This is a genomic window from Nocardioides hwasunensis, from assembly GCF_014779665.1.
GTDB classification, from domain to species: Bacteria; Actinomycetota; Actinomycetes; order Propionibacteriales; family Nocardioidaceae; genus Nocardioides; species Nocardioides hwasunensis.
The window spans coordinates 112,436-136,480 of record NZ_JACXYY010000010.1; the positions used below are offsets into that span (position 1 = coordinate 112,436).

Consider the following 24,045-nt stretch of genomic DNA (forward strand, 5'->3'; position numbering starts at 1 on the left):
GGGTCACAGGTGTGGTCATGTGGTCGGCTGGAGCGCGGTGCGGTCGACGGAGCCGTCGCGGCCGGCCTCGCGCAGGGGCGCCTTCTGGAGCTTCCCGGACGGGGTGACCGGCAGCCGGTCGACGACCTTCAGGAAGCGCGGCACGGCGAACGCGGGGATCCGCTGGTCGCAGAACGACCACAGGTCCTCCACGACGACCGCGGCACCCTCGGCCGCGACGACGACGGCCATCACCTCGTCCTCTGCGCCCATGCCGTCCGCGGGCACCGCGATCACCGCGCACTCGGCGACGTCGGGGTGGCCCAGGATCGCCTGCTCCACCTCGTAGGAGCTGATGTTCTCGCCGCGCCGGCGGATCGCGTCCTTGAGCCGGTCGACGAAGTAGTACCAGCCGTCCTCGTCCTTGCGCAGGCCGTCGCCGGTGTGGAACCAGCCGTTGCGCAGCGCCTCGAACGACTTCTCAGGCATGTTGTAGTAGCCGCTGCAGATCGTCCACGGCACCTTGGGCCGCACGACGAGCTCCCCGACCTCGCCCACCGGGACCTCCACGTCGGTGAACGGATCCACCAGCCGCACCTCGAACCAGTCCGACACCTCGAGGCCGGCCGCACCCGGCGGGCGCGGGACACCGTAGGGCGTCAGGATGGGCATCGAGACCTCGGTCAGTCCGAAGTTCTCGACGAGCTCGGCGATGCCGAAGCGCGCCTTGAACTCGTCGGCGATCCGCGACGGGTTCGGCACGGCCCACACGCAGCGCAGCACGTTGTCGCCGTCGTTCGCACCGACCGGCTGCTTCCAGAGGAAGTCCGACATGACGCCGACGAGGTTGGTCACCGTGGCACCGCTGTCGCGGATCCACGACGTCCACCGGGTGGCGCTGAACTTCTCGTGCAGCACGAACCGCGAACCCTTGATGAGGGCGGGGTACGCCGCCAGGAACTGCGCGTTGCCGTGGAAGAGCGGCCCCACCGAGAGGTAGACGTCGTCCTCGGTCAGCCGGACGAGGGAGGCCCCCTGGTCGGCGAAGAAGTAGAGCTGGGAGTGGGACATCGCGACGCCCTTGGACAACCCGGTGGTGCCCGAGGTGAAGAAGATCCCGGCCAGCTCGCGGTAGTCGGCGGTCGGCAGCTCGACGAGGTCCTCGGTCGCCCGGAGCGCCTCGAAGGGCTCGGCCGCGAAGCCGGCCTGCTCGAGGACGGCGATCGCGCCGGCGACCTCGTCGAGCGAACCGACGAGGTAGAAGCGGCGGATGGCACCGCACTCGGCCGCACTCTCGACGAACCGCTCGGCGAACTCGGGTGTGATGACCGCGGCTGTCGGGGACGCCGTACGGACCTGGTGCTCCAGGAAGGAGCCGCGGTACGCGGTGTTGATCGGCACCTCGGCGATGCCCGCCAACGAGGAGCCGAACCACGCGAGGAGGTAGTCCGGGCAGTTGGGCATCATGATCAGCAGCCGGTCGCCCGGCTGGTGGCCGCGCTGCAGGAGGCCGGCCCCGATGCGCTCGGCGGCGTCGAGGGTCTGGGCGTAGGTCAGCCGCACGCCCCACGTCGGTGCGTCGAGGTAGACCTTGTCGGGCAGGCGCGACGCGCGAGTCCGCAGCACGCGGGGCAGGGTCCACTCGGACTGGTCCGCATCGGTCGCGCGGTGGTCCCGGTAGGTCTGCACCATCAGATGTCGCTCCTGGTGGTGAAGTCGGGGCGGCGCTTCTCCATGAAGGCCGCCGCCCCTTCGCGCATGTCCTTGGAGCCGATCGCCTGGACCAGCATCCCCAGCCCGCTGGCGTACGCGTCGCGGGTGGCGTTCCACCAGACGTTGGAGGAGATCTTCGCGATCTCGAGGTAGCGCGGGCTCATCCGGGCCAGCTCGGCGACCATCGAGTCGACGGCCGCCTCCAGCTCACCGTCGGCGACGACCTCGTTGAGCCAGCCGAGCTCCAGCGCCTCGCGCGCGGGATACCTGCGGCACAGGAACGCGACCTCCTTGGCCCGCTTCTCGCCGATGTTGATCGCGAGCAGGTTGGTGCCGCCGAGCACGGGCGCGCTGCCGACCTTGACGCCGGTCTGGCCGAGCCAGGCCGACTCGACCGCGATGGCCAGGTCGCAGGCGACGACGAGCTCGTTGCCACCACCCGCGGCGACGCCGTTGACCGCGGCGATGACCGGCTGCGGGGCGGTCCGGATCTGCTCGAACAGCTCGAGGCTGCCGTGGAACATCGACCGCAGCTCGTGCACGTCCGGGTCGGCCAGGTTGCCCAGGAAGCCACCCGCGCAGAAGGAGTCCTCCGCGCCGGTGATCACGATGGCCGTGGTGTCCGTCGCCGAGGCCGCCTTGATGGCGGCGACCATGGCCGTGCACATCTCGGGGTCGTAGGCGTTCTTGCGATCGGGACGGTTGATCTGGATCCACGTCGCGCCCGCGCGCTCGTACACGCGCACGTCCTCGCGAGCCTGCTCGTCGGTCCGGTCAGCCATGGTGCGGCTCCTCTTCTCGTGACTCGTTGCTCCACGACACCAGCAGCTGGGCTGCCTCGCGGCACGACATTCCCTCGGTCACCCCGGCCTCTCGGGCGAGGTCGTTGACGGCACTGATGACGCCTGTGTCCCAGCTGCTGAGCGCGTCACCCATGCGGGCCGTGCGCGCGTCGACCGCCGCGCCGGGGACGTTCTGCGCGCCGAGCACGGGCAGCGCTGCCACGCCCGACCGCTCGCGACCCATGCCGCCGTCGGAGCAGATGAAGGCGTGCGGCATGAACTTCTCGAGGTACGGCACCGCGCTCCGGCCCGTGTGACCAGCGGTGACCAGGACGTTGGTGGCCCGGTCCTCGGGGAGGCCGAAGGCGATCGAGTCGGTGCACACCACGGCGCGCCCCGACGGGTGCTCGATCATGGTGCGACGGTTGGTGACCTCGGATGCCGAGGAGGGCGCGACCACCGCGCCGCTCAGCATGGCCCGCGCCGCCTCCTCCACCGCCTGCCCCTCGCGCACACCGAGGTCGCGCGCGGGCTGGTTGAGGAAGGAGATGCGACCGTGGGTCCAGACGTCGACCCCGTCGCCGAGCACCACGCCCGAGACGTCGACCGTCGCCGCCGGCAGGTCGCGCGCCTCGAGGTACCAGAGGCCGGCTATCGAGGCACCCTGCGGACCGATGCCGCAGTCGAGGCCGATCGATCCGGCCGGGGCCTTGTCCGCCAGGAAGCGAGCCGGCAGCACGCCCGAGTAGGACGCGTTGACGACGACGTCGCGTCCCCGGTTGACCTCGTGCACGTCGTAGGCGGAGTCGACGGCCACGACGTGCGCGTCACCGAGGTCGAGCACGATGCGCTGTCCCGCGCTGTTGCGCTCCTCGCCCCTCATGCCACCACCCTTTCACCGCTCGTCTCGTCGGACGTGACGGTCCGCACTCTATGGAAAGGGATAATGATAGTCAAGAATTATCCGCGCTGCAGGAGCAGCAGGTTGTAGTACTGCGCGCCTGAGCCCGCACCGCCGGCCATCGCCGTGCGTGCTCCGGGCACCTGACGCGTGCCCGCCTCTCCACGCAGCTGGCGCACCGCCTCGACGATCCGGAGCGTGGGGGCGCCCCAGCCGATGTGGCTGTGCGACATCAGGCCACCGTCGGTGTTGACCGGGAGCGTGCCGCCGAGGGAGATGTCGACGTCGTCCAGGAAGTCGGCACCCTCCCCCTGCCCGCAGAAGCCGAGGACCTCCAGCTGGCGGACCACCTCGAACGAGTTGACGTCGTACAGCTGGAGGACGTCGAGGTCGTCGTGGGTGAGTCCGGAAGCCTCGTAGGCCCGACGCGCGGCGTCCTGACCGATCATGCCGACATCCTCGTAGCGGGCAGGCTGGACGTACTGCTGGCGGTGCCACTCGCACCCGCCGCCGACGATGCGGACCACAGGTCGCCCGGTGTCACGCGCCCTGCTCTCGGAGGTGATGACCATCGCGGCGGCGCCCTCGTTGGCCAGGCAGAGGTCGAGTCGACCGAACGGCTCGGCGATGCGCGGCGCGGACATGACGTCGTCGATCGCGTAGGGGCCGCGGCCGAACATCACCGCCTCCGAGTTGGCGTGACCGTGGTTGCGGATCGTCACCGCCACCCGGGACACCCGCTCCCAGGCGACGCCGTAGGTGTGGAGGTAGCGATGCGCGACCAGGGCGAACTGGGCGGCCGTGAAGGCGCCCCAGGTCGCGACGAACTCGTTGTCCGGGCGCGTGTAGGGGGCAACGGCGCCCTCGCCGAGCTCTCCGGCCTGCCCGCCGAGCACCAGGACGCTGCTGCACAGACCTGCCTCGATGGCGGCAGCGGCCTCGAGCGCAGCCGGGATGCCTTGGGGGTAGGTGTCGGAGATCCACCGCAGCGGCAGGCCCAGCATGCTGCCCCAGTCGAGCGAGCCGGGGTGGAACACGGTGCCACCCGGACCTGGCCACCGACCGGCGATGCCGTCGACGTCGTCGAAGGTCATGCCGGCGTCGTCCAGGGCCAGCCTGGCCGCCTCGAGGCAGGCCTGCAGGGTGTCCTGACCCTCGAGGCGACGGGCCTGCCGGGTCACGCCGACGCCGGCCACCGCGACCTTCGGGAAGCTGCTCACGCGCCTCCACCGACCTGCGCGCGGATCGCGGCCTTGTCGAACTTGCCGACCAGGTTCTTGGGCAGCTCCGACCTGAGCTCGAACCGGCTCGGGACCTTGATGGAGGACAACCCCTGGTCGCGGCACCAGCGCTCGAGCTCCTCAGCGTCGGCACCGGCTCCCTCCCGCAGCACGACGGCCGCGCAGAGAGACTCGCCCCACTCGGCGTCGGGCAGGCCGACGACCGCGACCTCGAGCACCGCGGGGTGGTTGAAGAGGACCTCCTCGACCTCCTTGGGTGCGATGTTGTGGCCCCCACGGATGACCAGGTCCTTGATGCGGTCGACGATGTAGAGGTAGCCGCGCTCGTCGAGGCGACCGACGTCGCCGGAGTGCATGACGCCGTCGACGAGGGCCTCGGCGGTGCGCTCCTCGTCGCGGTAGTAGCCGGTCATCACGTGCGGACCGGAGAAGACGACCTCGCCGCGCTCCCCCGTGGCGACGTCCTCACCGGTGGTGGGGTCGACCACCCGCACGACGACCCCCATCGACGCGCGGCCGGCCGAGGCGAACAGCTCGGTCTGGCCCGACAGTGCGCGCGCGTGGTCGTCACGTCGCAGCAGCGTGCCGACCGAGGCGATCTCCGCCATGCCGTAGAGCTGGATGAACTTCGCGCCGAACCGGCTCACCAGCTGGCGCACGCGGTCGGGTGGGATCGACGACGAGCCGTAGGCGAGGACCACGAGCGAGTCGAGCTGCCCGTCGTCACGCACCTGCTCGAGCAGCCGGTAGAGCATCGTCGGGACCAGGAACGAGTGCGTCGCCCGGTGCCGCTCGACGCTGTCGGCGAAGCGGACCGGATCGAACCCGCGGCTGTCCTCCATCCCGACGGCGGCACCCCGCAGCAGGCACGGCGCGAGCGTGATGTTCACGCTCGAGCTGTGCGGCAGCTGCACCAGGTAGCGACTGTCCTCGTCGATGTCGTACTCCAGCGCGGTGACCGTCGCGTGCTGCAGCACCGCGGCGTGGTCGAAGAGGATCCCCTTGGGAACGCCGGTGGTGCCGCTGCTGTAGACGATGCAGGACTCGTCCTCGGGACGGACGCCGTGGCGCGCCGGGTGCGGGTCGCCGGGAGCGGCGGCGCAGCGGACGTCGTACGACTCCGGGCCGGCGCCGTCGGCCGAGAGGTAGGTGATCGAGCGCTCGCGACACACGGTGAGCAGCAGCTCCTCGAACGCCGTGCTGCCGATCATCACGACGGGTCGGGCGTTGTCGAGCACCTGACCGAGCTCGCGCCGGTCGAGCCTGAAGTTGAGGCCGACGTAGACCGCGCCGACCTTGGCGCAGGCGACGATCGTCTCCACCACGGTGACGCCGTTGGGGACGTAGAGGGCCACCCGGTCACCGCGCCGGACTCCGAGGTCGTCGGTGAGGACGTGGGCCAGCCGGTTGGTGCGCTCGTCGAGCTCGCGGTAGGAGATGTCGGGACCGTCACCGAAGTAGGCGACGGCGTCCGGGCGCTGGATCGCGTGCCGCGCGACGGCGTGACCGAGATTCACGCGGACGCATCCTCCTGTTCGGGATCGGCCTCGAAGACCGGGAGGACGGAGTCGCCGACCTGCTGCCACGCCACTCGGACGCGTCGGCCGGTGGTGACGTCGAGAGCGCCTGCGCCGACGACGTTGGTCATCAGCTCGAAACCCTCGTCGAGGTCGACGACGGCGAGGACGTAGGGGGTGGCGAAGCCCTCCTGCGGCGCCCGGTGCACGACGGTGCTGCTGTGGACCGTGCCGCGACCGGCGCTCTCCTGCCAGGACCACGCAGCGGCCCGGCAGGCCGGACACACCGCGTGGGGCGGGAAGAAGGCCCCGCCGCACGCGTCGCACCGGGGGTGGAGGAGCCGGTGCGCGACAGCACCGTCCCAGAACGGGCGGGTCAGCTCGCTGGGCTGCGGCAGGGGGCGCACGACTCAGGCGTGCTTCCACTCGGGCGTGCGCTTGGACAGGAACGCGTCGATCCCCTCGGCCGCGTCCTGCGAGCCGAAGGCGGTCGAGAAGAGCGTGCGCTCGGCCTCGACGCCGGCGGTCAGACCGCTCTCGAAGGCGGTCCGGACGGCCTGCTTGGCCAGGCGCTGGGCGACCGAGGAACGCGAGGCGATCGTCGCCGCCAGCTCCTCGGCGAGCTCCAGCCACCCGTCGACGGGTGCGATCCGCGAGACCACGCCCATCGCGAGGGCCTCGTCGGCGTCGAGCAACCGTCCGGTGAGGACCAGGTCCATGGCCACGGCCTTGCCGACGGCGCGCGGGAGCATCTGGGTGCCACCGGCGCCGGGCAGCAGCCCCAGCATGGTCTCGGGCAGTCCCAACCGCAGCGTCGGGGCGGCGACCACGACGTCGCACATCATCGCCAGCTCGGCACCACCACCGAGGCAGAAGCCGGAGACCGCCGCGACGGTGGGCGTGCGCAGGCCGCGCAGGACCGCCCAGTTGCGCGTGCGGCTGCCGTCGAAGGCGTCCATCGCCGTGCGGGTGACGAGGGACCGGAGGTCGGCCCCGGACGCGAACACCTTGTCGGAACCAGCCACCACGATCGCGCGGACGTCGGGGTCGACGTCGGCGGCTTCCGCGGCGTCCGCCAGGTCGTCCAGCAGGTCGTCGGTCAGCGCGTTGCGTGCCGTCGGGTGGTCCAGGCGCAGCACGACGTAGCCCTCGCGGGACTCGACGTGCAGCTCTCCCTGCGCGCTCATGTCGGCCGCTCCCCGAGCAGCAGCGTGGCGGCCTCGCTGACACGCATCCCCGCACGGACGCCGAGGGCGGCCGCGAGGTCGTTGCACACGCTGATCGACCCGACGGCATAGCCGCGGAAGGCGTCGCCGATCGGCGCTGTCCTGCCATCGATGCAGGCGCCCGGGAGGCCGTGCTCCTGCGCGGTGGCGAGGCCACTGGTGCCCGAGTCGTTCTTGGACCGGCCGCCGTCGTGGCAGATGAAGCCCCACGGGTCGGCCTCGACGAGGAACTTCGCGCCGGAGCGACCTGTGTGGCCGGCCGTCACCAGCACGCTGCGGCCGGCGTCCTCCGGGTAGGCCCACACGATCGAGTCGGTGACGACCACCTGCCGCCCCGACGAGTGCTCCTCGACGACCTCACGGCGGATCTTGTTGCCGACCTCGACGTCGAGCGCCTCGACGTCACGCAGCAGGCGCGCGGCCTCGGCGACCGGCATCCCGATCTCGACACCGACCCGCTCGGCGGGGAAGTTGAGGTAGGAGATCTCACCCGACGCGAAGAGGTCGGGTCCGTTTCCGAGCTCGGCGGTCATGCCCGCCGCCGTGGCGGCCGGGATGCCGAGGGCCTCGAGGTACCAGAGGCCGGCGATGCCGGCTGCGTCGGCGCCGACGCAGGCGTCGTGGCCGATCACCCCGCGCGGGCGGTGGACCGCCATCATCCGCGCGGGCAGCACGCCGACGTACGACGCGGCGACCACGACGTCGCGGCCGGTGTTGGTCTCGTCGACCCAGCGGGCGGAGTCGAGCACCACGATGCGCCGGCCGTCCTTCTCCTCCACGACGTCCTGGCGCGACTCCCGCTCACGCTGGAGCAGGGTGCGCTCGTGGTCGTGCTCGAACGTGGGCATCGACGCTCCTCGATCAGGTGGCCACGGGGGCGTGCCCCTGCTGGAGGTCCGCGGACGACTTCTCGCCGGTGGACCGGAGACCGAGCTGCATCTCACCGATGAGCGCGCGGTGCACGTCGTTGCTGCCCTCGACGATCTGGAGGATCTTGGCGTCACGGTAGAAGCGGCCGACCCGGTACTCCGGGGAGACACCCGCCGCCCCGAAGACCTGCATCGCGTCGGTGGCACATCGCTGCGCCACGTCGCTGGCGTACATCTTGGCCATGCTGGTCAGCTGGCGGGCGCGGCGTCCCTCGTCCATCGCCCGGGCGGTCTCGCGCACCAGGAGGCGGGCGGTCTCGATGCCGACGACCATGTCGGTGATCTTGGACTGGACGATCTGGAACTCGGCGATGTTGCGGCCGAAGACCTCACGGTCCCGGGCGTAGGCCACCGTGTCGTCGAGGCAGGCCTGTGCCACCCCGACCGAGCGCGCGGCCACTCCGAGGCGGCCACGCTCGACCGCGGTCATCGCTGCCGGGAAGCCGTCGCCCTCCTCGCCGAGGAGGGCCTCCTGCCCGACCCGCACGTCGACCAGTGAGATCTCGCCGGTCGTGATCGGGCGGAACCCGAGCTTGTCCTTGTAGGGGTGGAACGTCATGCCCGGCGTGTCGCGCGGGATGATGAAGGCCGAGACGCCGCGGTGGCGCAGGGTCCGGTCGACCGTGGCGAACGTGACGATGAAGTCGGCCACGTCGAGGTTGGATATCCATGCCTTCGAGCCGTTGATGACGAACTCGTCCCCGTCGCGGACGTAGGTCGTCGTCATGCCGGCCACGTCGCTCCCCGACCGCGGCTCGGTCACGCCGGCGCCACCGAACATCCTGCCCTCGGCCAACGGCTGCAGCCACTGCTTCTTCTGCTCGTCCGTGCCGAACGACTCGATGGCAGAGCCCACCAGTCCCGACGGCATGGAGACGAAGGTGCCGAGGATGTGGCAGGTCTTGGAGACCTCCTCGATCAGCTCGGCGAACGTCACGAAGTCGAGGCCGAGTCCACCCATCTCGGGCGGCAGCACCCCGCCGAAGAACCCGAGGTCGGCCATCGAGTCGAGGATGTCGCGCGGGATGCTCTCGTCGCGGTCGTAGTCGGCGACGCGGTGGGCGACCTTCGTCCGCATGAAGTCCGCCGCCATCGACAAGAAGGCGCGGCGCTCGTCAAGGGTGGCGCTCACTGGCCCCACCTCGATCCATGTCGTTCATAATCATGATTATGATTACTGCAGATGGAGGCTGTCAACTTCCTGCCTCCCGGTCGGCTCCCGTTGGTCGCATCCGTCACGGCTGCCCACCGTCCACGGCGATGACCGCGCCGGTGGTGTAGCTCGACGCGTCGGAGGCCAGGTAGAGGGCCGTTCCGACGATCTCCTCGGGCGCGCCTCCACGACCGAGGGCGAAGGTCCGGCTGCGCTCCGCGAACACCTCGGCGTCCCACGCCTTGCTGATGTCGGTGAGGAACGTGCCGGCCATGATCGCGTTCACCCGCACGGCGGGTCCGTAGGTGTGCGCCAGCCCGGTGGTCAAGGCGTTGAGACCGGCCTTGGCGGCCGCGTACGGGAGGATGTGCGGCCGCGGGCGGACGGCCCCCATGCTCGTGATGTTGATGATCGACCCGCCGGACCGGGCGGCCATCCGCCCACCGACGAGCACCGCGAGCCGGAACGGCCCCTTGAGGTTGACGTCGACGACCTTGTCGAACAGCGCCTCGGTGATGTCGCCCGCCGAGTCGTAGACAGGAGACATCCCCGCGTTGTTGACCAGGACGTCGACGGGACCGAGCTCGCGCTCCACCTCGTCCACGAACGGCTCGAGCGCGTCCCAGTCGCCCACGTGGAGCCCGAGCCCCAGCGTCCGCGCCCCGGTCGCGTCCGCGACGTCGCGGGCCACGTCCACGCAGGATGCCGCGTCCCTGCTGGCGACCACCACGGAGGCGCCGGCCTCGGCGAAGGCCTGCACCATCGCGCGCCCGAGGCCGCGGCTTCCGCCCGTCACCACGATGACGCGACCCGTCAGGTCGAACAGCGACTCCGTGCTCATGCGTGTCCTCTCGTCGTCTTCATGGTCGTCTCCGCAGCTCGTGGCTCATCGTGCCCGGGTCCCTCGCCCCGTGCCGGTACGACGACCCGCCCAGGGCAGCAGGTCCACGGCGACGGGCGGCTCCCCCTCGGGGTCTCCCAGGCCGTCGGCGGTGATGCCGATGCGGACGAACCGCACCGTGACACCGAGCCGGTCGGCGGCGCGCTCCGCCGGGCGAGAGGCCAACCCCCGCGCGGCGTCGTCCTCACGGGGCACATCGACGCGGTAGACCGAGCGCTCACCGGGACCACCGACACGCACCGTGAGCACCTCGCGGTGGCCGAAGAGCTCCTCGGCGATCTCGACCGCCTGCTCGCGCCGGTCGACCTCGAACTCCGCGGTCACCGTCGCCACGTCCCACTCGTGCACTCCCCACGCGCCCTAGAGGTAGGCGACGACGTCGTCGCCCTCCACCAGCACCTCGTAGGAGCGGACCCGCATCCTGTCGGGATCGCTGACCGCACGGCCGTCGGTCAGACGGAACTTGTAGCCGTGCCACGGGCAGATGACCACGCGATGGTCTGCGTCGTCACCGCTGTAGTCGTAGGTGTGCGGCTCGGAGGGCAGCATGTAGCCCTGGACCCTTCCGAAGCAGAGCGGTGCCCCGTGGTGGGGGCAGACGTTGCGCACCAGGTGCAGGCGACCCTGGTCGTTGATCAGCGCGTACGACCGCCCCTCGACAGTCACCTCGGTGTTCGTCCCGGGCGGCAGCTCCTCGAGCGTGGACAGGACGCGCCTCGTCCCGCGTCGCTGGGCGCGATCGATGGTCATCGCCCGCCCTCAGAGCCGGTCGCCGTAGAGCTTGGCCGGGTTGTCGTGGCAGATCTTCTGCAGCAACCCCCGGTCGATGCCGGCGAGCGCGAGCTTCGGGTCGTCGAAGTCCCAGTGCGGGTAGTCGCTGCTGAAGATCAGGGTCTCGTCCGCGTAGACCATCTCGAGCAGGGTCGCGAGGTGCTCGCGTCGGTGCGGCTCGATCATCGGCTGCGTCGTGAAGCGGACGTTGCTGCGGATGTAGGAGCTTGGCGCCTTCTTGAGCCACGGGACCTCGTCGCCGAGGCCCTTGTGGTCGCGGTCGAGCTTCCACATGATCTCGGCCGCCCAGGCGAAGCCCCCCTCGCAGATGACGTACATCAGGTCGGGGAACCTCTCGAAGACGCCGTGGCAGACCAGGCTCAGCAGGTTGGACTGGTGGATCTGCGCGAGGGCCGTGTGCCACTCGATGTAGTAGGTCGGCGTGCCAGCCATCCGAGGAGCCTGGGCGAACACGTTCTCCGTGCCGCTGGGGTGCACCATGATCGGCAGGCCGTGCCTCTGCGCGGCCTCGTAGATCGGGTAGTAGTGCCGATCACCGTGGAGGATCGTGTGGAGGGGGAGGAAGATCGACGTGATGCCCGGGCGTCCCTGGACGCGCTCGATCTCCTTCACCGCCAGGCTGGGGTCCTGAGGGGCGACGGCCAGCGCACCGCGGAAGCGCGGGTCGACTGCGAGCCACTGCTCGCACATCCAGTCGTTGTAGGCCGACGCGACCGTGGCGGCCACGTCGGGATCGGGGAAGGCGCCGATGCCGAACAGCTGACCGGCGATCAGGATGCCCTTGTCGATGCCGTGCCCGTCGAAGAGCTGTCGTGCCGAGAAGACCGCGTCCGTCGCCGGCGCCTCGCCGTCGTGCACGGCGTCCTCGCGATAGGCGCCTGCGGAGTTGATGTAGAGGTAGTCGAGGGGCAGGACGTACTGGGCGGCCGCGAAGCGACTGGCCCACGAGGCCTCACCACCGATGCCGAGCTTTCGCTGCCAGGCCTCGGTCATGTAGGGCTTGAGGTCGCGCAGCCCGTCCTTGAAGTTCGGGTGGACGTCGCTGTCGATGATGCCCGTGATCCCGCGAGCACCCGTGGGGCGCTCGGTCTCGGTGGCGGTCATGGTGAATCCCTTCCTCCGATGTTTCAGTCAATACTATGCGCATGGTTAATATGGATCAAGCCGCAGGTCACGGACGCAGCTGGCTGAGCCCTCCGTCGACCGGCATGACCGTGCCCGTGATCCACCGGGCCTCGTCGGAGACCAGGAAGGCGGCCGCGGCCGCGATGTCGTCGGGCCGCCCCATGCCCAGCGGGATGCTCGCGGCCCGTGCCTCGAGGCCGGCTTCGACATCGGCGCCGAACCGCTCGTCGTAGGCCTGCTGCACCAACGGTGTGAGGACCGTGCCGGGCGCGATCGCGTTGATCCGGATCCCGAGGTGGGCGTAGTCCCGGGCCACCTGGCGGGCCAGACCGATGATGCCGCTCTTGGCGGCCGAGTAGGCGGGCGTGTTGGGAAGTCCCACGAGGCCTGCCGCACTCGCCTGCATGACGATGCTCCCTCCCGGGCGCTCCACCAGGTGCCGCAGGGCAGCCCGGGTGGTGAGGAAGGTACCCGTGAGGTGGACCGCGATGATCCGCTCCCACGACGCGAGCTCGAGCCCACGAGCGGCACCCTCGCCCGCTATCCCGGCATTGGCGACCACCGCGTCGAGCCCACCCAGACGATCGGCGGCGACGTCGACCGCTGCGTCCGTCGCCGCCTCGTCGGTGACGTCGAAGGCCAGCGCCACCGATCGGCCGCCGGCGGACGTGATGAGCTCGCTCGTCTCCCGCGCCGAGTCCTCGGACAGGTCGCAGCACGCGACCGCCGCGCCGCCGCGCGCGAGGCGCTCGGCGATGCTCCGTCCCAGCCCCGATCCGGCCCCGGTGACGAGTGCGACCTTGCCGGCCAGCTCCTGTGTGCTCATGAGGCTCCCTCTCGATGGATGGTGGACGGACTCCGAGGTGTCCCGGCGCCCGCGACGATCAACCTGCGGCGCAGGCAGCCTCGGGCAGCTCGAAGTCGGGGAACTGCTCCTCGGCGACACCGACGGCCTCGCGGTACTCGGCGATCAGTGCCTTCCCGTCGACACCTGCCTTCTCGGCGTCGGCGACCCAACCGGCCTCGATGTCGCCGCCCGCGAGGTCGGCGAGCTCGGCCATCTCCTCGTCGGAGAAGACCGACGTGGTGCCACCCGACTCCTGGATGGCCGCGCAGGAGGCGTCGTTGAAGGTGGGCTCGATCTCGGCCTGCTTCGCGGGCATCTCGGCGCTGACCTCGAGCATGACCATGCGCTGCTCCTCGGTGAGGGACTCCCACCCGTCCACGCTCATCGCCAGTGCGTTGGCCGTCGACACACCGGTGCCGGTGGCCGTGTAGTGCGAGGCCACCTCGGGGAACTTCAGCGACTCCGCGAAGCTGAAGGGCACCCCGAAGACGCCGTCGATCAGGCCTCGATCGATGGAGCCGTAGATGTCGCCCGCCGCCAGCTGGATCGGGCTGGCCTCGGCGGCCGCCAGGACCTCGGCCGGGCGACCGATCGAGCGAAGCCGCAGCCCCGCGAGGTCATCGACCCCGTCGACGGGTTCGGTCGTGGAGAGCGTGCCGCCCGCGGTGATCTGCCACGAGAGCGGTTCGATCCCCTTGCCGTTCCATTCTTTCCTGATCGCGCTGTCCGGCGCCTCGACCATCGTCGCCAGCGCGGCGCTGACGGCGGGGAAGTTCGAGGAGATGAACGGCACCTCGGCGACGTTCGTGGCCACGAACTCGTTGGCGCCGTAGGACGTCGGCTGGATCTGGGCGATGTCGACCCTGCCGTCCCCGAGCCCGTTGACCATCTCCTCGGGCTTGAGCAGGGTGGCGTCCCAGTAGCGCTCGAAGGTCACCTCCCCGCCCGTGCGCGCCTCGACCTCGTCGAGCCACCACGACAACGCCTGGCCGTGCGGGCTGCTCTCGGACGTGACGTAGGCGAACATCAGCGTGCGCGAGCCCTCATCGCCCCCGCCGCCCCCTCCGCAGGACGCCAGCAGCGTGGCGCCCAGGGCGACCGAGACGATGGACAGGGCGCGAGATCGGGTGACGGACATCGGGGTCTCCTTCGTGGTCGTCGTCGAACCCGAGGCGGACGCTCGACGTGGTCGCACCGGCCGTCGAGGCCGGCGCGACGTGGCTCAACGGTCGTGTCGGTCGTACGTCCTCAGGAAGCTGTTGCCCTGGCTGGAGAAGAGCGCCTCGGGCCAGTCGGCCGGGCTCCTGTCGTCGGTCATGCGAACGGTGTCGCGCCGGCCGAACGTGGTGGCGAGGTCGGCCATCGGCAGGTAGTACATGAAGCTCAGGCAGCGGTCCAGGAACCGCCACCGTCCGCCGGTGCGGCGGTACACGTCCTTGTAGCGCAGCGCGACCTGCATCGGGGTGCCGAAGCTGTGCACCTCAGCGTGCGCCGCGACGAGACCGACCGCACGGTCCGGGTCGTCGGGATCGAGGCGGACGACATGCCCGTGCGTGAAGTGGTTGCTCGCTCCGAGCGACTCGAAGCGACGCTCGTAGGTCGCGATGACGCTCTCGACCCCACGGGCGGCGTACGTGCCGTCCTCGGAGCTCATCGACCCGTCCTCGCAGAAGAGCTCTCGCAGGCCGTCGAGGTCTCGCTCGTCGACGTAGAAGCCGTACAGGACTGCCAGCTCCTGGATCTCCAGGCGACTCTCCAGGCGCGCGAGGCGCGACTCCGTCGTGGCGTCCGGCACGATCGACCTCCCCTTCCCGCTCACTGCGAGGCGAAGCAGGAGGCGACGCCGGTCTCGTAGTCCGGGTAGTCGCCCTCGGCCGCGGCCACCGCGGCCTGGTAGTCCGCGAGGACGGCATCGGCATCGCTGCCGGCCGCCTCCTTCCACTCCGCGAGCACGGTGTCGTAACCGGCGTCGCGAAGCCGCTCGACCTCGGCCTCGTCGAGCACGTGCAGCTCGGCGCCGGCCTCCTTGACGGCTTCGCAGGACTGCGCGTCGAACTGTGCGTCGAACTCCGCGATCTTGCCCGGCACCTCGGCGTTGACCTCCGCGATGGCGTCGCGCTGCTCATCGCTGAGCGAGTCCCACAGCTCCTGGCTCATGGTGAGCGCGTTGGCACTGGCGACCCCCATGCCGGTGTCGGTGAAGTTCTTGACGACCTCGGCGTACTTCAGCGGCCCCACGAACCCGAAGGGCACTCCGTAGACCCCGTCGATGAGGCCACGGTCGAGGGAGCCGTAGACGTCGGCCAGCTCCATGTTGATGATGTTGGCCCCCGCGGCTCCCATCACCTTCGAGCTGCGGTCGTTGCCGCGGATGCGGACGCCGTCGAGGTCGTCGACCGACTCGATCGCGTCCTTCGTCCCGAGGGCACTCGAACCCCCGATCGCCCAAGCGAGCGGGTGGAGACCCTTGGCCTCGAACTCCTGGGCGACCGCACCGTCCTCGTCCGAGGCCAGCTCCGCCATCGCCGCCGACACGGCCGGCGAGTTGGAGCTCTGGAACGGCAGCTCGTGCACGCTCGTGACCGGGAAGGTGGTGGTGTAGAGCGTCGGCATGACCTGGGAGACGTCGACGCGACCGTCCGTGAGGCTCTCGACGATGTCGGGCCCCTTGACGAGGGTGCCGTCCCAGTAGGGGTCGAAGGTGATGGAGCCGTCCGTCCTCGACTCGACCTCGTCCATCCACCATGCCCAGACCTGCCCGATGGGCGTCATCTCGCCCGTGTGGTAGCCGAAGCTCAGCGTCCGGTCACCGCCTGCCTCGGCGCCGTCACCGCCGCCGCCACAAGCGGCGAGGGTGGCTGAGAGCGCCAGCGCGCATGCCGAGGCAGCCATGCGAGCGCTGCGCCGGTTCGTCGTCCGAGGTGCCATGTGTCGGTCTCCTTCGTGGACGCCCGTGTCGGGCAACAGGGCGTGATAATCATGATGATGATAATGCGGTATCGTTGGTCTGTGTCAAGGGTCACAGCTCCGGGTCGCGACGCCGGACGGGGAGAGGAGACGGTCATGCAGAACTCGGACGAGTGGCGCGCGGTGCACGTCGTCGGAGCCGCCCGGGTCGCCGACGGCGTCCTGGAGCTTCGTCTGGCCGACCCGGTCGGGGCCGCTCTCGCCGACTGGGAGCCCGGTGCCCACATCGAGGTGGAGACTGCAGCCGGGATCCGGCAGTACTCGCTGTGCGGGGACCGTGCCTCCGACTACACCATCGCGGTCCTCGACGAGCCCCTGGGACGCGGTGGCTCCCGCGGCCTGCACGTCTCGGCCGCGGTCGGGACCGAGCTCCGGATCCGCGGTCCACGCAACCACTTCCAGCTCGTCGATGACGCCGACGACTACGTGCTCATCGCCGGAGGCATCGGCATCACCCCCATCAAGGCGATGGCCCAGCACCTGATGGCGACGGGCCGTGCCTGGCGCCTGCACTACGGCGGACGGTCGGCGGCGAGCATGGCGTACGTCGACGAGGTGCGCTCGCTCGACCCCGAGCGCGTCTCGGTCGCGCCGCACGACACCGACGGCGACCTCGACCTGGCCGCGATCCTCTCCGACGCGAGTCCCGGGACGGTCGTCTACTGCTGCGGTCCCCCCGGTCTTCTCGACGCCGCCGCCGTCGCCGTGGCGGAATCGGGTGCGGGCGAGCTGCGGATCGAGCGCTTCACGGCCGCGACGCCCACCACCGACGACCCGGCCCCCGGCCCCGTGGCCGGCGGCGTCAGAGTCGGCGACGACACGTTCGTCGTCGAGCTGGCCGCCAGCGGCATCGAGGTGGAGGTCGGTCCTGACACGACCATCCTCGAGGCGGTGCGCGATCGACTGCCGGACGTCATGTCCTCGTGCGAGGACGGCTACTGCGGCACGTGCGAGACCCCCGTGCTCGAGGGGATCCCGGAGCACCGCGACACCGTCCTCACCCCCTCGGAGCAGGACGCCAACGACACGATGATGATCTGCGTCGGGCGGTCGCGCACACGACGGCTCGTGCTCGATCTCTGAGATCGCTCGGGCAGCGGCCGTCCGCGCCACTCAGGTGCCGGGCAGGTCGAGGATCTTCCGCGTCTGGTCGCCCGTGGCGATGGGCCGTCCCACCTCGTCGCAGAGCGCCTTGGTCTCCTCGAAGAGCTCGAGGTTGGTGGGGGTTCGCTCGGGGTCGAAGTGGTCCTCGATGCCGATGTGCAGGTGGCCCCCGCGCTCCAGCGCCATCCGTGCAACGGGCCACTTGAGCAGGTCGCCGCCCCAGACCGACACCGACCACGGCAGGTCGACGCCGTCGAGCATGTCGAGGTAGGCCTCCAGCGACGATGCGTTCGGCGGCAGCCCGAAGCTGACGCCCGAGCCCTTGGCGAACATCCCCCACTCGTCGCCGAAGTAGAACTTGACCATCGACCCCTGCGGCAGGCGCCCCGCACGGTGGTAGGTCAGCACCGTCTGGAGGAACGTCGGCTCGTAGATGGCCAGGGACGGTCCGAAGCGGTGCTCGTCGCACAGGTTGAAGGCGTACTTGATGTCGTCGAACGTGTTGACGTAGCTGAAGCCGGTGGGCAGGCCGTCCTCGTCCGGGTAGCCCAGGTTCACCGAGCCGGGATCGACGATGCCGATGGGCATCGGCACCTCGGCGGCGATGATCGGGTAGTGCGCGAAGCGGCCCTCGACCGACTCGCCCTTGGCGCCCACCGACTGGTCGACCGACAGCGTCGGGTACCAGACGGTGTCCGGGCGCTCCTCGAGGATCGGGCGCCACGCCTCGAGATAGGCGTCGGCCGCGGCCTGGCCCTGGAGGTTGATGTCGTAGGTGTGGGTGTGGATCATCGATGCCCCGGCATCCAGGAGTCCGAAGACGTCCGACTGGATGTGCTCGGGGGTCAGCGGCACGTTCGGGTTGCGGTCGGGGAACGTGCCTCCGTTGATCGCGACCTCGACGACGACTGGAGACTCCATGGTGGGGTGCACCTCTCTGGGATTCGGTCCGCGGGCAGGCCGCGCGGACGTGTGTGTGGCAGGCATGACTGACGGACGGTGGTCGTGGGGCGTGCGTCGCTAGCGGTCCGCTCGGCGCTCCTTCACGGCACGCTGGAAGTCGTCCCACGTCGGCAGCGGCTCGGGGAGCGCGGCCGCCTTCGGCTCCGTGCCCGGCCAGCGCAGCCGGAGGGCGTCGAGCGGCCCGTCGAGCTCGTGCAGCGGCATCGCGTAGAACGCGCGGACGCCCCGGACGCGGAAGCGCCAGCGACCGTCCTCGCGCACGAAGTGGTCGTGGTAGCGGAACGCGGTGACGAACAGCTCGTGCTCGATCTCCATCTCCGCGTGCGAGGTGACGACGCCGCGCGCGGAGTCGTCGTCGAGCTCCTCGAGCACCAGTGTGTGAGGGACGTGGAACGTGATCCCGTACATGCCGAGACGCTGGTGGTAGTAGTCCATCGCCGCATCCCGGCCGATGACGTGCCCGGCGGCGGAGTCGAACTCGAAGTCCACCGAGAAGCACTCGGCGAGCGCCGGCATGTCGCGGTCGTCGCACGCATTGGCATAGCGGGCCAGGAGCTCCTGGATCTCCGCGCGGTCCTCCAGGCGACGCAACCGCGTCTCGAGGTCACTCATGCGACGACCTCCTCGCCCTGCTGGTCGTCCCGGTGCAGCACGACCGGCACGGACGGTGGGCAGCGCAGCATGAATCCTTCATCGGGTGGCAGCTCCCCTGCGGGTTCGATCCGGGCGACCTGCGCGCTCAGCTCGCGCAGGGCATGGACCATCTCGACCTGCGCCAGGCGGGCCCCGACGCAGTAGTGGCTCCCGGCACCGAAGGGCAGGATCTGGCCCGCCGCGGTGAACTGGGCACTGCCGCGCCCGACGAAGCGGTCGGGCCGGAAGGCCTCGGGGTCCTCGAAGACCTCCGGGTCGCGGTTGGCCGATGCCAGCAGCAGGCACACCCGCTGATCCCCGGGCACGGTGGTCCCGGCGATCGTCACGTCGGTGACGGTCCGCCGCATCAGTCCGTTCACGGGCGGGAAGAAGCGCAGCGCCTCCGCGGCCAGCGCGATGACGGCGTCCTCGTCGTCGCGACGGTCCCGCAGCCCGGACCAGGCGTCGGGGGTGAGCGCGAGATGTCGCAGCAGGCTCGCGAGGACTCGCTCGGTCGTCTCCACTCCGGCTGCGAGCAGGAAGACCACGCTCGAGGCGATCTCGGCCAGCCCGAGCGGCTGGTCCTCGTACTCCGCTGTGGCGAGCGCGGACACGAGGTCGTCGCCGGGACGGAGCCGCCGCTCGGCCACGTAGGGAGCGAGGAACGCCTCGAGCTCGTCGCGTGCCGTCAGTGCCCGCGTGCGTGCCCCCGGGTCGTTGACGCTGGCGACGCCTCCCGAACCGACCGCGCGGTACCACTGCTCGAACTCCTCGCCGTGGCCGAGGTCGGTGAGCTCGGTGATCGCGAGCAGCGGGACCCACATGGCGAGCTCACGTCGCAGGTCGACGACCTCGCCGTGCCGGAGGTCGGAGACCGTGCGCCGAGCGATGCTGAGGACCCGGTCGTCGAGGCCGTCGCGCAGCGCGTTCTGGCTGCGGATGCGGCGAGCGACGATGCCGACCTTCTGCGCGTGCTCGCGACCTTCCATGTGCAGGAACGTCCGCCCGTACGGCGGTGCGCCAGGGCCGTCGGTCACGGCGCGGAAGCCCTGCGAGTCACGAAGCACGGCCCGCACGTCGGCGTGCCGGCTGACCACCCACGCGTCGAGCTGGGCGCTGTAGAACGCCGGCGCCTCCGCGCGCAGTCGGCCGAAGACCGCCGCCCGGTCCACCGAGGGATCGTCGGCTGCGACCCGCGCGAGCTCACGAGCGAGATCCCGGGCGTCGTCGGCGCTCACGTGGTCGCGCCCCGAGCACCGTCGACCACGACGTGGCTGCCGTTCATGAAGCCCGCCTCGCCGCTGAGCAGGAAGAGCGCCGTCGCGCCAACCTCCTCGGGTCGGCCCAGACGACCTGTGCGGTTGCGACCGATCAGGTCGCTCGCCGCGGCGTCGGCGTCACCGGTCGCCTCGAGGTGCTGGGTGAGCATCTCGGTCTCGATGCTCCCGGGGCAGATCGCGTTGCACCGGATGCCGCTGCGACCGAAGTCGACCGCGGTCGCCCGGGTCAGGTTGAGCAGCCCCGCCTTGCTGACCGCGTAGGCGACGTGGGCGGGCCGGGCGAACAGGCCCTCCAACGAGGAGATGTTGACGATCGAGCCGCCGCCGGTCTCGATCATCGCCGGGACGTAGGCCCGGGTCGTGCGCCAGGCGCCCTTGAGGTTGACGTCGAGCACGGCGTCCCACTGCTCCTCGGTGAGGGAGACGACGTCGGCCTCGATGAGCCGGCCGGCGTTGTTGACCAGTCCGGTCACGCGCCCCTGCCACTCCAGGACAGTCTGCAACGACGCCTCGACGGACTGCTGCGAGGTCACGTCCAGCGTGGTCCCCCTGGCGGAGTGCCCGGCGGCGACGAGGGTCGCGGCCACGGCGTCGGCGCGCGGGCCGTCGAGGTCGCCGAGCAGCACGTGGGCACCCGCCTCGGCCGCTGCCCGTGCGATGGCCGCCCCGAGCCCGCGAGCTGCTCCGGTGACCACGACGACGTCTCCTGCCAGCCGCCCGGCGGGGGCCGCCCCCTGCGTCACTGCCACCGCAGGGACCGCCGCTCGAAGATGCCCAGGAGACGGTCCATCACGAAGCTGATGACGGCGAGGATGACCAGGATCGCGAACACACCGCCCACCTGGAGGGTGTTGCTGTAGCGCACGATGTCGGTCCCGAGGCCGTCTCGCGAGCCGATCATCTCGCTCGCGATCACGCCGAGCAGCGCGTAGGTCAGGGACAGGCGGATCCCTGCCACGACCACCGGGATCGAGCCGGGGAGCACGATCTTGCGGTAGCGCTCGATCGTCGACATGCCCAGCGAGTCGGCCAGCACGAGCAGGTCGCGGTTGGTCTCCTTCACCCCGGCGCGGGTGTTGAACAGCATGATGAAGACGACGAGCGTGACCCCCACGGCCGCCTTCGCGTTGACGGTCAACCCGAACCACACGATGAAGAGCGGCGCGAGTGCGATGCGGGGCAGCGAGTTCAGCGGCACCAGGAACGGCTCGGCGATCCTGTCGAGGAACCGCGAGGAGCCCAGGACCAGACCGGCGAGCCCACCGGCCGGGACCCCGATGAGGAGCGAGAGGCCGACGGCGTACATCGTCGCGACCACCTGCGAGACGAGGGTGCCCGACTCCCAGAGCGTCCGGAGGTGGTCGAGGACGTCGAGCGGACTGGAGATGAGGGTCTTGTCGACCACCTCGAAGCGTCCCAGGGCGTCCCAGCCCAGCATCAGGACGACGAACAGGCCCATCTGGCTGAGCAGCACGAACCAGCCGCGCTCGCGCAGGCTGCGGCGGTGCTCTTGAGGCTCGCGAGTGACGGTGCGCTCAGCCATCGATGCCGCCCCACAGCATGTCCTCGCACCGCACAGCCGGGTCGGCTGCGACGAGGTCGGCCGACTCGGCCTGCTCGGCGCTGAGGTCGATCGCGGTGCAGTCGAGCTCGGGCGAGTAGATCGGCGTGACGCCGTCGGGCCCGGCGAACTGCTCGGCCACGGCCCGGTCGAGGCCGAAGTCGTCGGCTAGGAACGACACGACCGTGTCGAGGTTCGCCGGGTCCGCCATGAACGTGTCTGCCTCGCCGATCGCCTCGCAGAAGCCCCGCGCCAGGTCGGCGTTCGCGTCGAGCCACTCGGCGCTCGCGAAGTAGCCCGTGTGATACGGCAGCTGCTCGCCGGAGTTCACGATGTCGATGGCCACTCGGGCGTTGCCCGCCGCGACCTCGGACTGCTGGACGAAGGGGTAGCCGAAGATCGCGTCGACCCGTCCCGACGAGAGCGTCGCTGCCGCCTCGCCCACCGTGCCGACCGCCACGAGGTTGATCGAATCGATGTCGGCGCCGGCCTCGGCGGCCAGCGAGCGGAAGTAGGCCTCCTGGCCCCCGCCGAGGCTGTCGAGCCCGAAGGTGGTGCCCTCGAGCGCCTTGAAGCCCTCGCGCCAGTCCGCCGGGTCGACGGTCTCGATCGGCGAGTCGTCCTTGACCATCACGACGTTCCACGCCTTCGACACCCCACCGCAGAACAGGCGGACGTCCTGGCCCTGCTGCTGGGCGGCCATCACCTGGCTGACGGTGTACTGCAGCACGTCGATGGACCCGGAGACCAGCCCGGCCAGCTGGGTGCCGGCGGAGGTCACCTGCACGAAGTCGGCGGTGATCCCCTGCTCCTCGAAGAATCCCTCCGACGCGGCGAGCTGGTCGGGGAGCGTGGTGCCGGCGCCGGCGAAGTTGGCGACCGTGATGGTGCCGTCGGAGGCCTCCGCGGCGTCCGAGCCACCCGACGAGCAGGCGCTGAGGAGCAACGCGGTGGCGGCGGCGGACAGGGCTGACATGGCGACGCGGCGGTTCATCGCTCGCCCTCCTTGAGCTCGTCGAACAGCTGGTGGTGCAGGTCGCGGAAGTCGTCGTCGAAGAGGATCTCCTCGAGCCGCGTGTGCCGGGGCCTCGGCACGTCGACGACGTGGTCGTAGGCGATCCGGCCCGGGTGCGGGTGCATGACGATGACGCGATCGGCCAGCAGGAGCGCCTCCTGCAGGTCGTGGGTGACGAAGAGCACCGTCGAGCGCTCCTCTGGACGCTCGGACTCCCAGAACTGGAGGAGCTCGTGCTGGAGGCGGAGCTTGGTCTGGGCGTCGAGCGCTGCGAAAGGCTCGTCCATGAGGAGGATCTCGCGCGACGGGGCCATCGTGCGGGCCAGCGCGACCCGCTGTCGCTGCCCCTGGGAGAGCTGGTTGGGATGGCTCTCCGCCAGGTGCTCGAGCTCGACCGAGCGCAGCGCGTCGAGCGCCCGCTCGCGGAGCCTGGCCCGTGGCAGGTCCTCCGACTCCAGGCCGAGCATCACGTTGTGGAGGGCGTCGCGCCACGGCAGCAACGCGTCGCGGGCGAACATGTAGGAGGTGTCGGCGCTCCCCATCCGAGGCGCGTGGTCGTTGACCGCCACGGTGCCGGGAGCGTGCTCGAGAAGGCCGGCGAAGAGGTGGAGCAGCGTGGTCTTGCCGCACCCGCTCGGCCCCACCAGAGCGACGAACTCACCCTTGGCGACCTCCAGGTCGACGTCCTGGAGCACCGCAGGTCGCGCGGCGGTGTCGGTGGACCTGCCCCTGCCCCTCCACCGGTCCCACACGGAAGTGCCGCGCCGGCTCGGTGGGTAGTCGAACGTCAGGTCGCGTGCCCGCAGCGCCGACCGCGGCCCACTCGTCGCGCCTGTCGACCGGTCGCGCTGGACCGTGGCCGGGTCAGCCATCGATCCCGTCCCAGATCATGTCCTCGCAACGGAGCGCCGGCTCGGCATCCACCAGCTTGGCCGTCTCGGCCTGCTCGGCGCTGAGGTCGATCGCGGTGCAGTCGAGGTCGGGCGAGTAGATCGGCGTGACACCGTCGGGCCCGGCGAACTGCTCGGCCACGGCCCGGTCGAGGCCGAAGTCGTCGGCTAGGAACGACACGACCGTGTCGAGGTTCGCCGGGTCCGCCATGAACGTGTCTGCCTCGCCGATCGCCTCGCAGAAGCCCCGCGCCAGGTCGGCGTTCGCGTCGAGCCACTCGGCGCTCGCGAAGTAGCCCGTGTGATACGGCAGCTGCTCGCCGGAGTTCACGATGTCGATGGCCACTCGGGCGTTGCCCGCCGCGACCTCGGACTGCTGGACGAAGGGGTAGCCGAAGATCGCGTCGACCCGTCCCGACGAGAGCGTCGCTGCCGCCTCGCCCACCGTGCCGACCGCCACGAGGTTGATCGAATCGATGTCGGCGCCGGCCTCGGCGGCCAGCGAGCGGAAGTAGGCCTCCTGGCC

26 protein-coding genes are annotated in these 24,045 nt (G+C 70.6%); 1 reads left to right on the forward strand and 25 read right to left on the reverse strand.

The window, feature by feature from the left end; translation table 11 throughout:
- Positions 1-15: 15 nt before the first annotated feature.
- The 17 genes from IEZ25_RS20665 to dctP (IEZ25_RS20745) form a co-directional block, all read right to left on the reverse strand.
- The gene (locus IEZ25_RS20665; RefSeq protein WP_224749404.1) at positions 16-1,671 is read right to left on the reverse strand and encodes an AMP-binding protein; all 1,656 of its coding nucleotides are present in this window, start codon (positions 1,669-1,671) and stop codon (positions 16-18) included.
- Positions 1,671-2,474: an enoyl-CoA hydratase/isomerase family protein gene (locus IEZ25_RS20670; RefSeq protein ID WP_191201368.1), complete on the reverse strand. Its 804-nt coding sequence runs from the start codon at positions 2,472-2,474 to the stop codon at positions 1,671-1,673. The genes IEZ25_RS20665 and IEZ25_RS20670 overlap by 1 nt, the downstream gene beginning before the upstream one ends.
- Positions 2,467-3,357 (reverse strand): hypothetical protein, encoded by an 891-nt coding sequence (locus IEZ25_RS20675; RefSeq protein ID WP_224749405.1) that lies wholly within the window; start codon positions 3,355-3,357, stop codon positions 2,467-2,469. Before IEZ25_RS20675 ends, IEZ25_RS20670 begins: the two co-directional genes overlap by 8 nt.
- Positions 3,358-3,434: 77 nt before the next feature.
- Entirely contained in the window at positions 3,435-4,595 is a 1,161-nt protein-coding gene (locus IEZ25_RS20680) for a thiolase family protein (RefSeq protein ID WP_191201369.1), read from the reverse strand.
- Positions 4,592-6,133, reverse strand: coding sequence for a class I adenylate-forming enzyme family protein (locus IEZ25_RS20685; RefSeq protein ID WP_191201370.1), 1,542 nt, complete (start codon positions 6,131-6,133; stop codon positions 4,592-4,594). Before IEZ25_RS20685 ends, IEZ25_RS20680 begins: the two co-directional genes overlap by 4 nt.
- The gene (locus IEZ25_RS20690; protein WP_191201371.1) at positions 6,130-6,540 is read right to left on the reverse strand and encodes a Zn-ribbon domain-containing OB-fold protein; all 411 of its coding nucleotides are present in this window, start codon (positions 6,538-6,540) and stop codon (positions 6,130-6,132) included. The genes IEZ25_RS20685 and IEZ25_RS20690 overlap by 4 nt, the downstream gene beginning before the upstream one ends.
- Before the next feature lie 3 nt (positions 6,541-6,543).
- On the reverse strand, positions 6,544-7,320 hold the full coding sequence (locus tag IEZ25_RS20695; RefSeq protein WP_191201372.1) for an enoyl-CoA hydratase-related protein: 777 nt from the start codon (positions 7,318-7,320) through the stop codon (positions 6,544-6,546).
- Entirely contained in the window at positions 7,317-8,207 is an 891-nt protein-coding gene (locus IEZ25_RS20700; protein WP_191201373.1) for a hypothetical protein, read from the reverse strand. The genes IEZ25_RS20695 and IEZ25_RS20700 overlap by 4 nt, the downstream gene beginning before the upstream one ends.
- A gap of 13 nt (positions 8,208-8,220) precedes the next feature.
- The gene (locus IEZ25_RS20705; RefSeq protein ID WP_191201374.1) at positions 8,221-9,420 is read right to left on the reverse strand and encodes an acyl-CoA dehydrogenase family protein; all 1,200 of its coding nucleotides are present in this window, start codon (positions 9,418-9,420) and stop codon (positions 8,221-8,223) included.
- Between the two features lie 103 nt (positions 9,421-9,523).
- A complete protein-coding gene (locus IEZ25_RS20710) occupies positions 9,524-10,282 on the reverse strand; it encodes an SDR family NAD(P)-dependent oxidoreductase (protein WP_191201375.1) in 759 nt (252 codons plus the stop codon).
- 45 nt (positions 10,283-10,327) lie between these two features.
- The gene (locus IEZ25_RS20715) at positions 10,328-10,675 is read right to left on the reverse strand and encodes a hypothetical protein (protein ID WP_191201376.1); all 348 of its coding nucleotides are present in this window, start codon (positions 10,673-10,675) and stop codon (positions 10,328-10,330) included.
- A 27-nt stretch (positions 10,676-10,702) separates the two neighbouring features.
- Complete coding sequence (locus IEZ25_RS20720) at positions 10,703-11,092, reverse strand: Rieske (2Fe-2S) protein (RefSeq protein ID WP_191201377.1); 390 nt, start codon at positions 11,090-11,092, stop codon at positions 10,703-10,705.
- A 9-nt stretch (positions 11,093-11,101) separates the two neighbouring features.
- Positions 11,102-12,238, reverse strand: coding sequence for an amidohydrolase family protein (locus IEZ25_RS20725; RefSeq protein ID WP_191201378.1), 1,137 nt, complete (start codon positions 12,236-12,238; stop codon positions 11,102-11,104).
- Between the two features lie 67 nt (positions 12,239-12,305).
- Positions 12,306-13,085 carry an SDR family NAD(P)-dependent oxidoreductase gene (locus IEZ25_RS20730; RefSeq protein ID WP_191201379.1) on the reverse strand — a complete coding sequence of 260 codons (780 nt, stop codon included), beginning with the start codon at positions 13,083-13,085 and terminating at the stop codon, positions 12,306-12,308.
- Positions 13,086-13,143: 58 nt separating this feature from the next.
- Complete coding sequence (gene dctP, locus IEZ25_RS20735) at positions 13,144-14,244, reverse strand: TRAP transporter substrate-binding protein DctP (protein ID WP_191201380.1); 1,101 nt, start codon at positions 14,242-14,244, stop codon at positions 13,144-13,146.
- An 84-nt stretch (positions 14,245-14,328) separates the two neighbouring features.
- Positions 14,329-14,901, reverse strand: a complete 573-nt coding sequence (locus IEZ25_RS20740) for a nuclear transport factor 2 family protein (protein ID WP_318152376.1) — start codon at positions 14,899-14,901, stop codon at positions 14,329-14,331.
- 20 nt (positions 14,902-14,921) lie between these two features.
- On the reverse strand, positions 14,922-16,034 hold the full coding sequence (gene dctP, locus IEZ25_RS20745; RefSeq protein ID WP_191201381.1) for a TRAP transporter substrate-binding protein DctP: 1,113 nt from the start codon (positions 16,032-16,034) through the stop codon (positions 14,922-14,924).
- Between the two features lie 135 nt (positions 16,035-16,169).
- Here dctP (IEZ25_RS20745) and IEZ25_RS20750 point away from each other — a divergent pair, with 135 nt between their 5' ends.
- Positions 16,170-17,156 (forward strand): PDR/VanB family oxidoreductase, encoded by a 987-nt coding sequence (locus IEZ25_RS20750; RefSeq protein WP_191201382.1) that lies wholly within the window; start codon positions 16,170-16,172, stop codon positions 17,154-17,156.
- Between the two features lie 30 nt (positions 17,157-17,186).
- Here the strand turns inward: IEZ25_RS20750 and IEZ25_RS20755 are convergent, their stop codons facing one another.
- The 8 genes from IEZ25_RS20755 to IEZ25_RS20790 form a co-directional block, all read right to left on the reverse strand.
- Entirely contained in the window at positions 17,187-18,098 is a 912-nt protein-coding gene (locus tag IEZ25_RS20755) for a BKACE family enzyme (protein ID WP_191201383.1), read from the reverse strand.
- A 99-nt stretch (positions 18,099-18,197) separates the two neighbouring features.
- Entirely contained in the window at positions 18,198-18,752 is a 555-nt protein-coding gene (locus tag IEZ25_RS20760; RefSeq protein ID WP_191201384.1) for a nuclear transport factor 2 family protein, read from the reverse strand.
- The gene (locus IEZ25_RS20765) at positions 18,749-20,011 is read right to left on the reverse strand and encodes a cytochrome P450 (RefSeq protein WP_191201385.1); all 1,263 of its coding nucleotides are present in this window, start codon (positions 20,009-20,011) and stop codon (positions 18,749-18,751) included. The genes IEZ25_RS20760 and IEZ25_RS20765 overlap by 4 nt, the downstream gene beginning before the upstream one ends.
- Positions 20,008-20,802, reverse strand: a complete 795-nt coding sequence (locus IEZ25_RS20770; RefSeq protein WP_191201386.1) for an SDR family NAD(P)-dependent oxidoreductase — start codon at positions 20,800-20,802, stop codon at positions 20,008-20,010. Before IEZ25_RS20770 ends, IEZ25_RS20765 begins: the two co-directional genes overlap by 4 nt.
- Positions 20,793-21,596 (reverse strand): ABC transporter permease, encoded by an 804-nt coding sequence (locus tag IEZ25_RS20775; protein WP_191201387.1) that lies wholly within the window; start codon positions 21,594-21,596, stop codon positions 20,793-20,795. The genes IEZ25_RS20770 and IEZ25_RS20775 overlap by 10 nt, the downstream gene beginning before the upstream one ends.
- Positions 21,589-22,608: an ABC transporter substrate-binding protein gene (locus IEZ25_RS20780; RefSeq protein WP_191201388.1), complete on the reverse strand. Its 1,020-nt coding sequence runs from the start codon at positions 22,606-22,608 to the stop codon at positions 21,589-21,591. The genes IEZ25_RS20775 and IEZ25_RS20780 overlap by 8 nt, the downstream gene beginning before the upstream one ends.
- The gene (locus tag IEZ25_RS20785) at positions 22,605-23,501 is read right to left on the reverse strand and encodes an ABC transporter ATP-binding protein (protein WP_191201389.1); all 897 of its coding nucleotides are present in this window, start codon (positions 23,499-23,501) and stop codon (positions 22,605-22,607) included. The genes IEZ25_RS20780 and IEZ25_RS20785 overlap by 4 nt, the downstream gene beginning before the upstream one ends.
- On the reverse strand, positions 23,494-24,045 hold a 552-nt coding region (locus tag IEZ25_RS20790), incomplete at its 5' end, for an ABC transporter substrate-binding protein (RefSeq protein ID WP_191201390.1). The genes IEZ25_RS20785 and IEZ25_RS20790, both read right to left, overlap by 8 nt.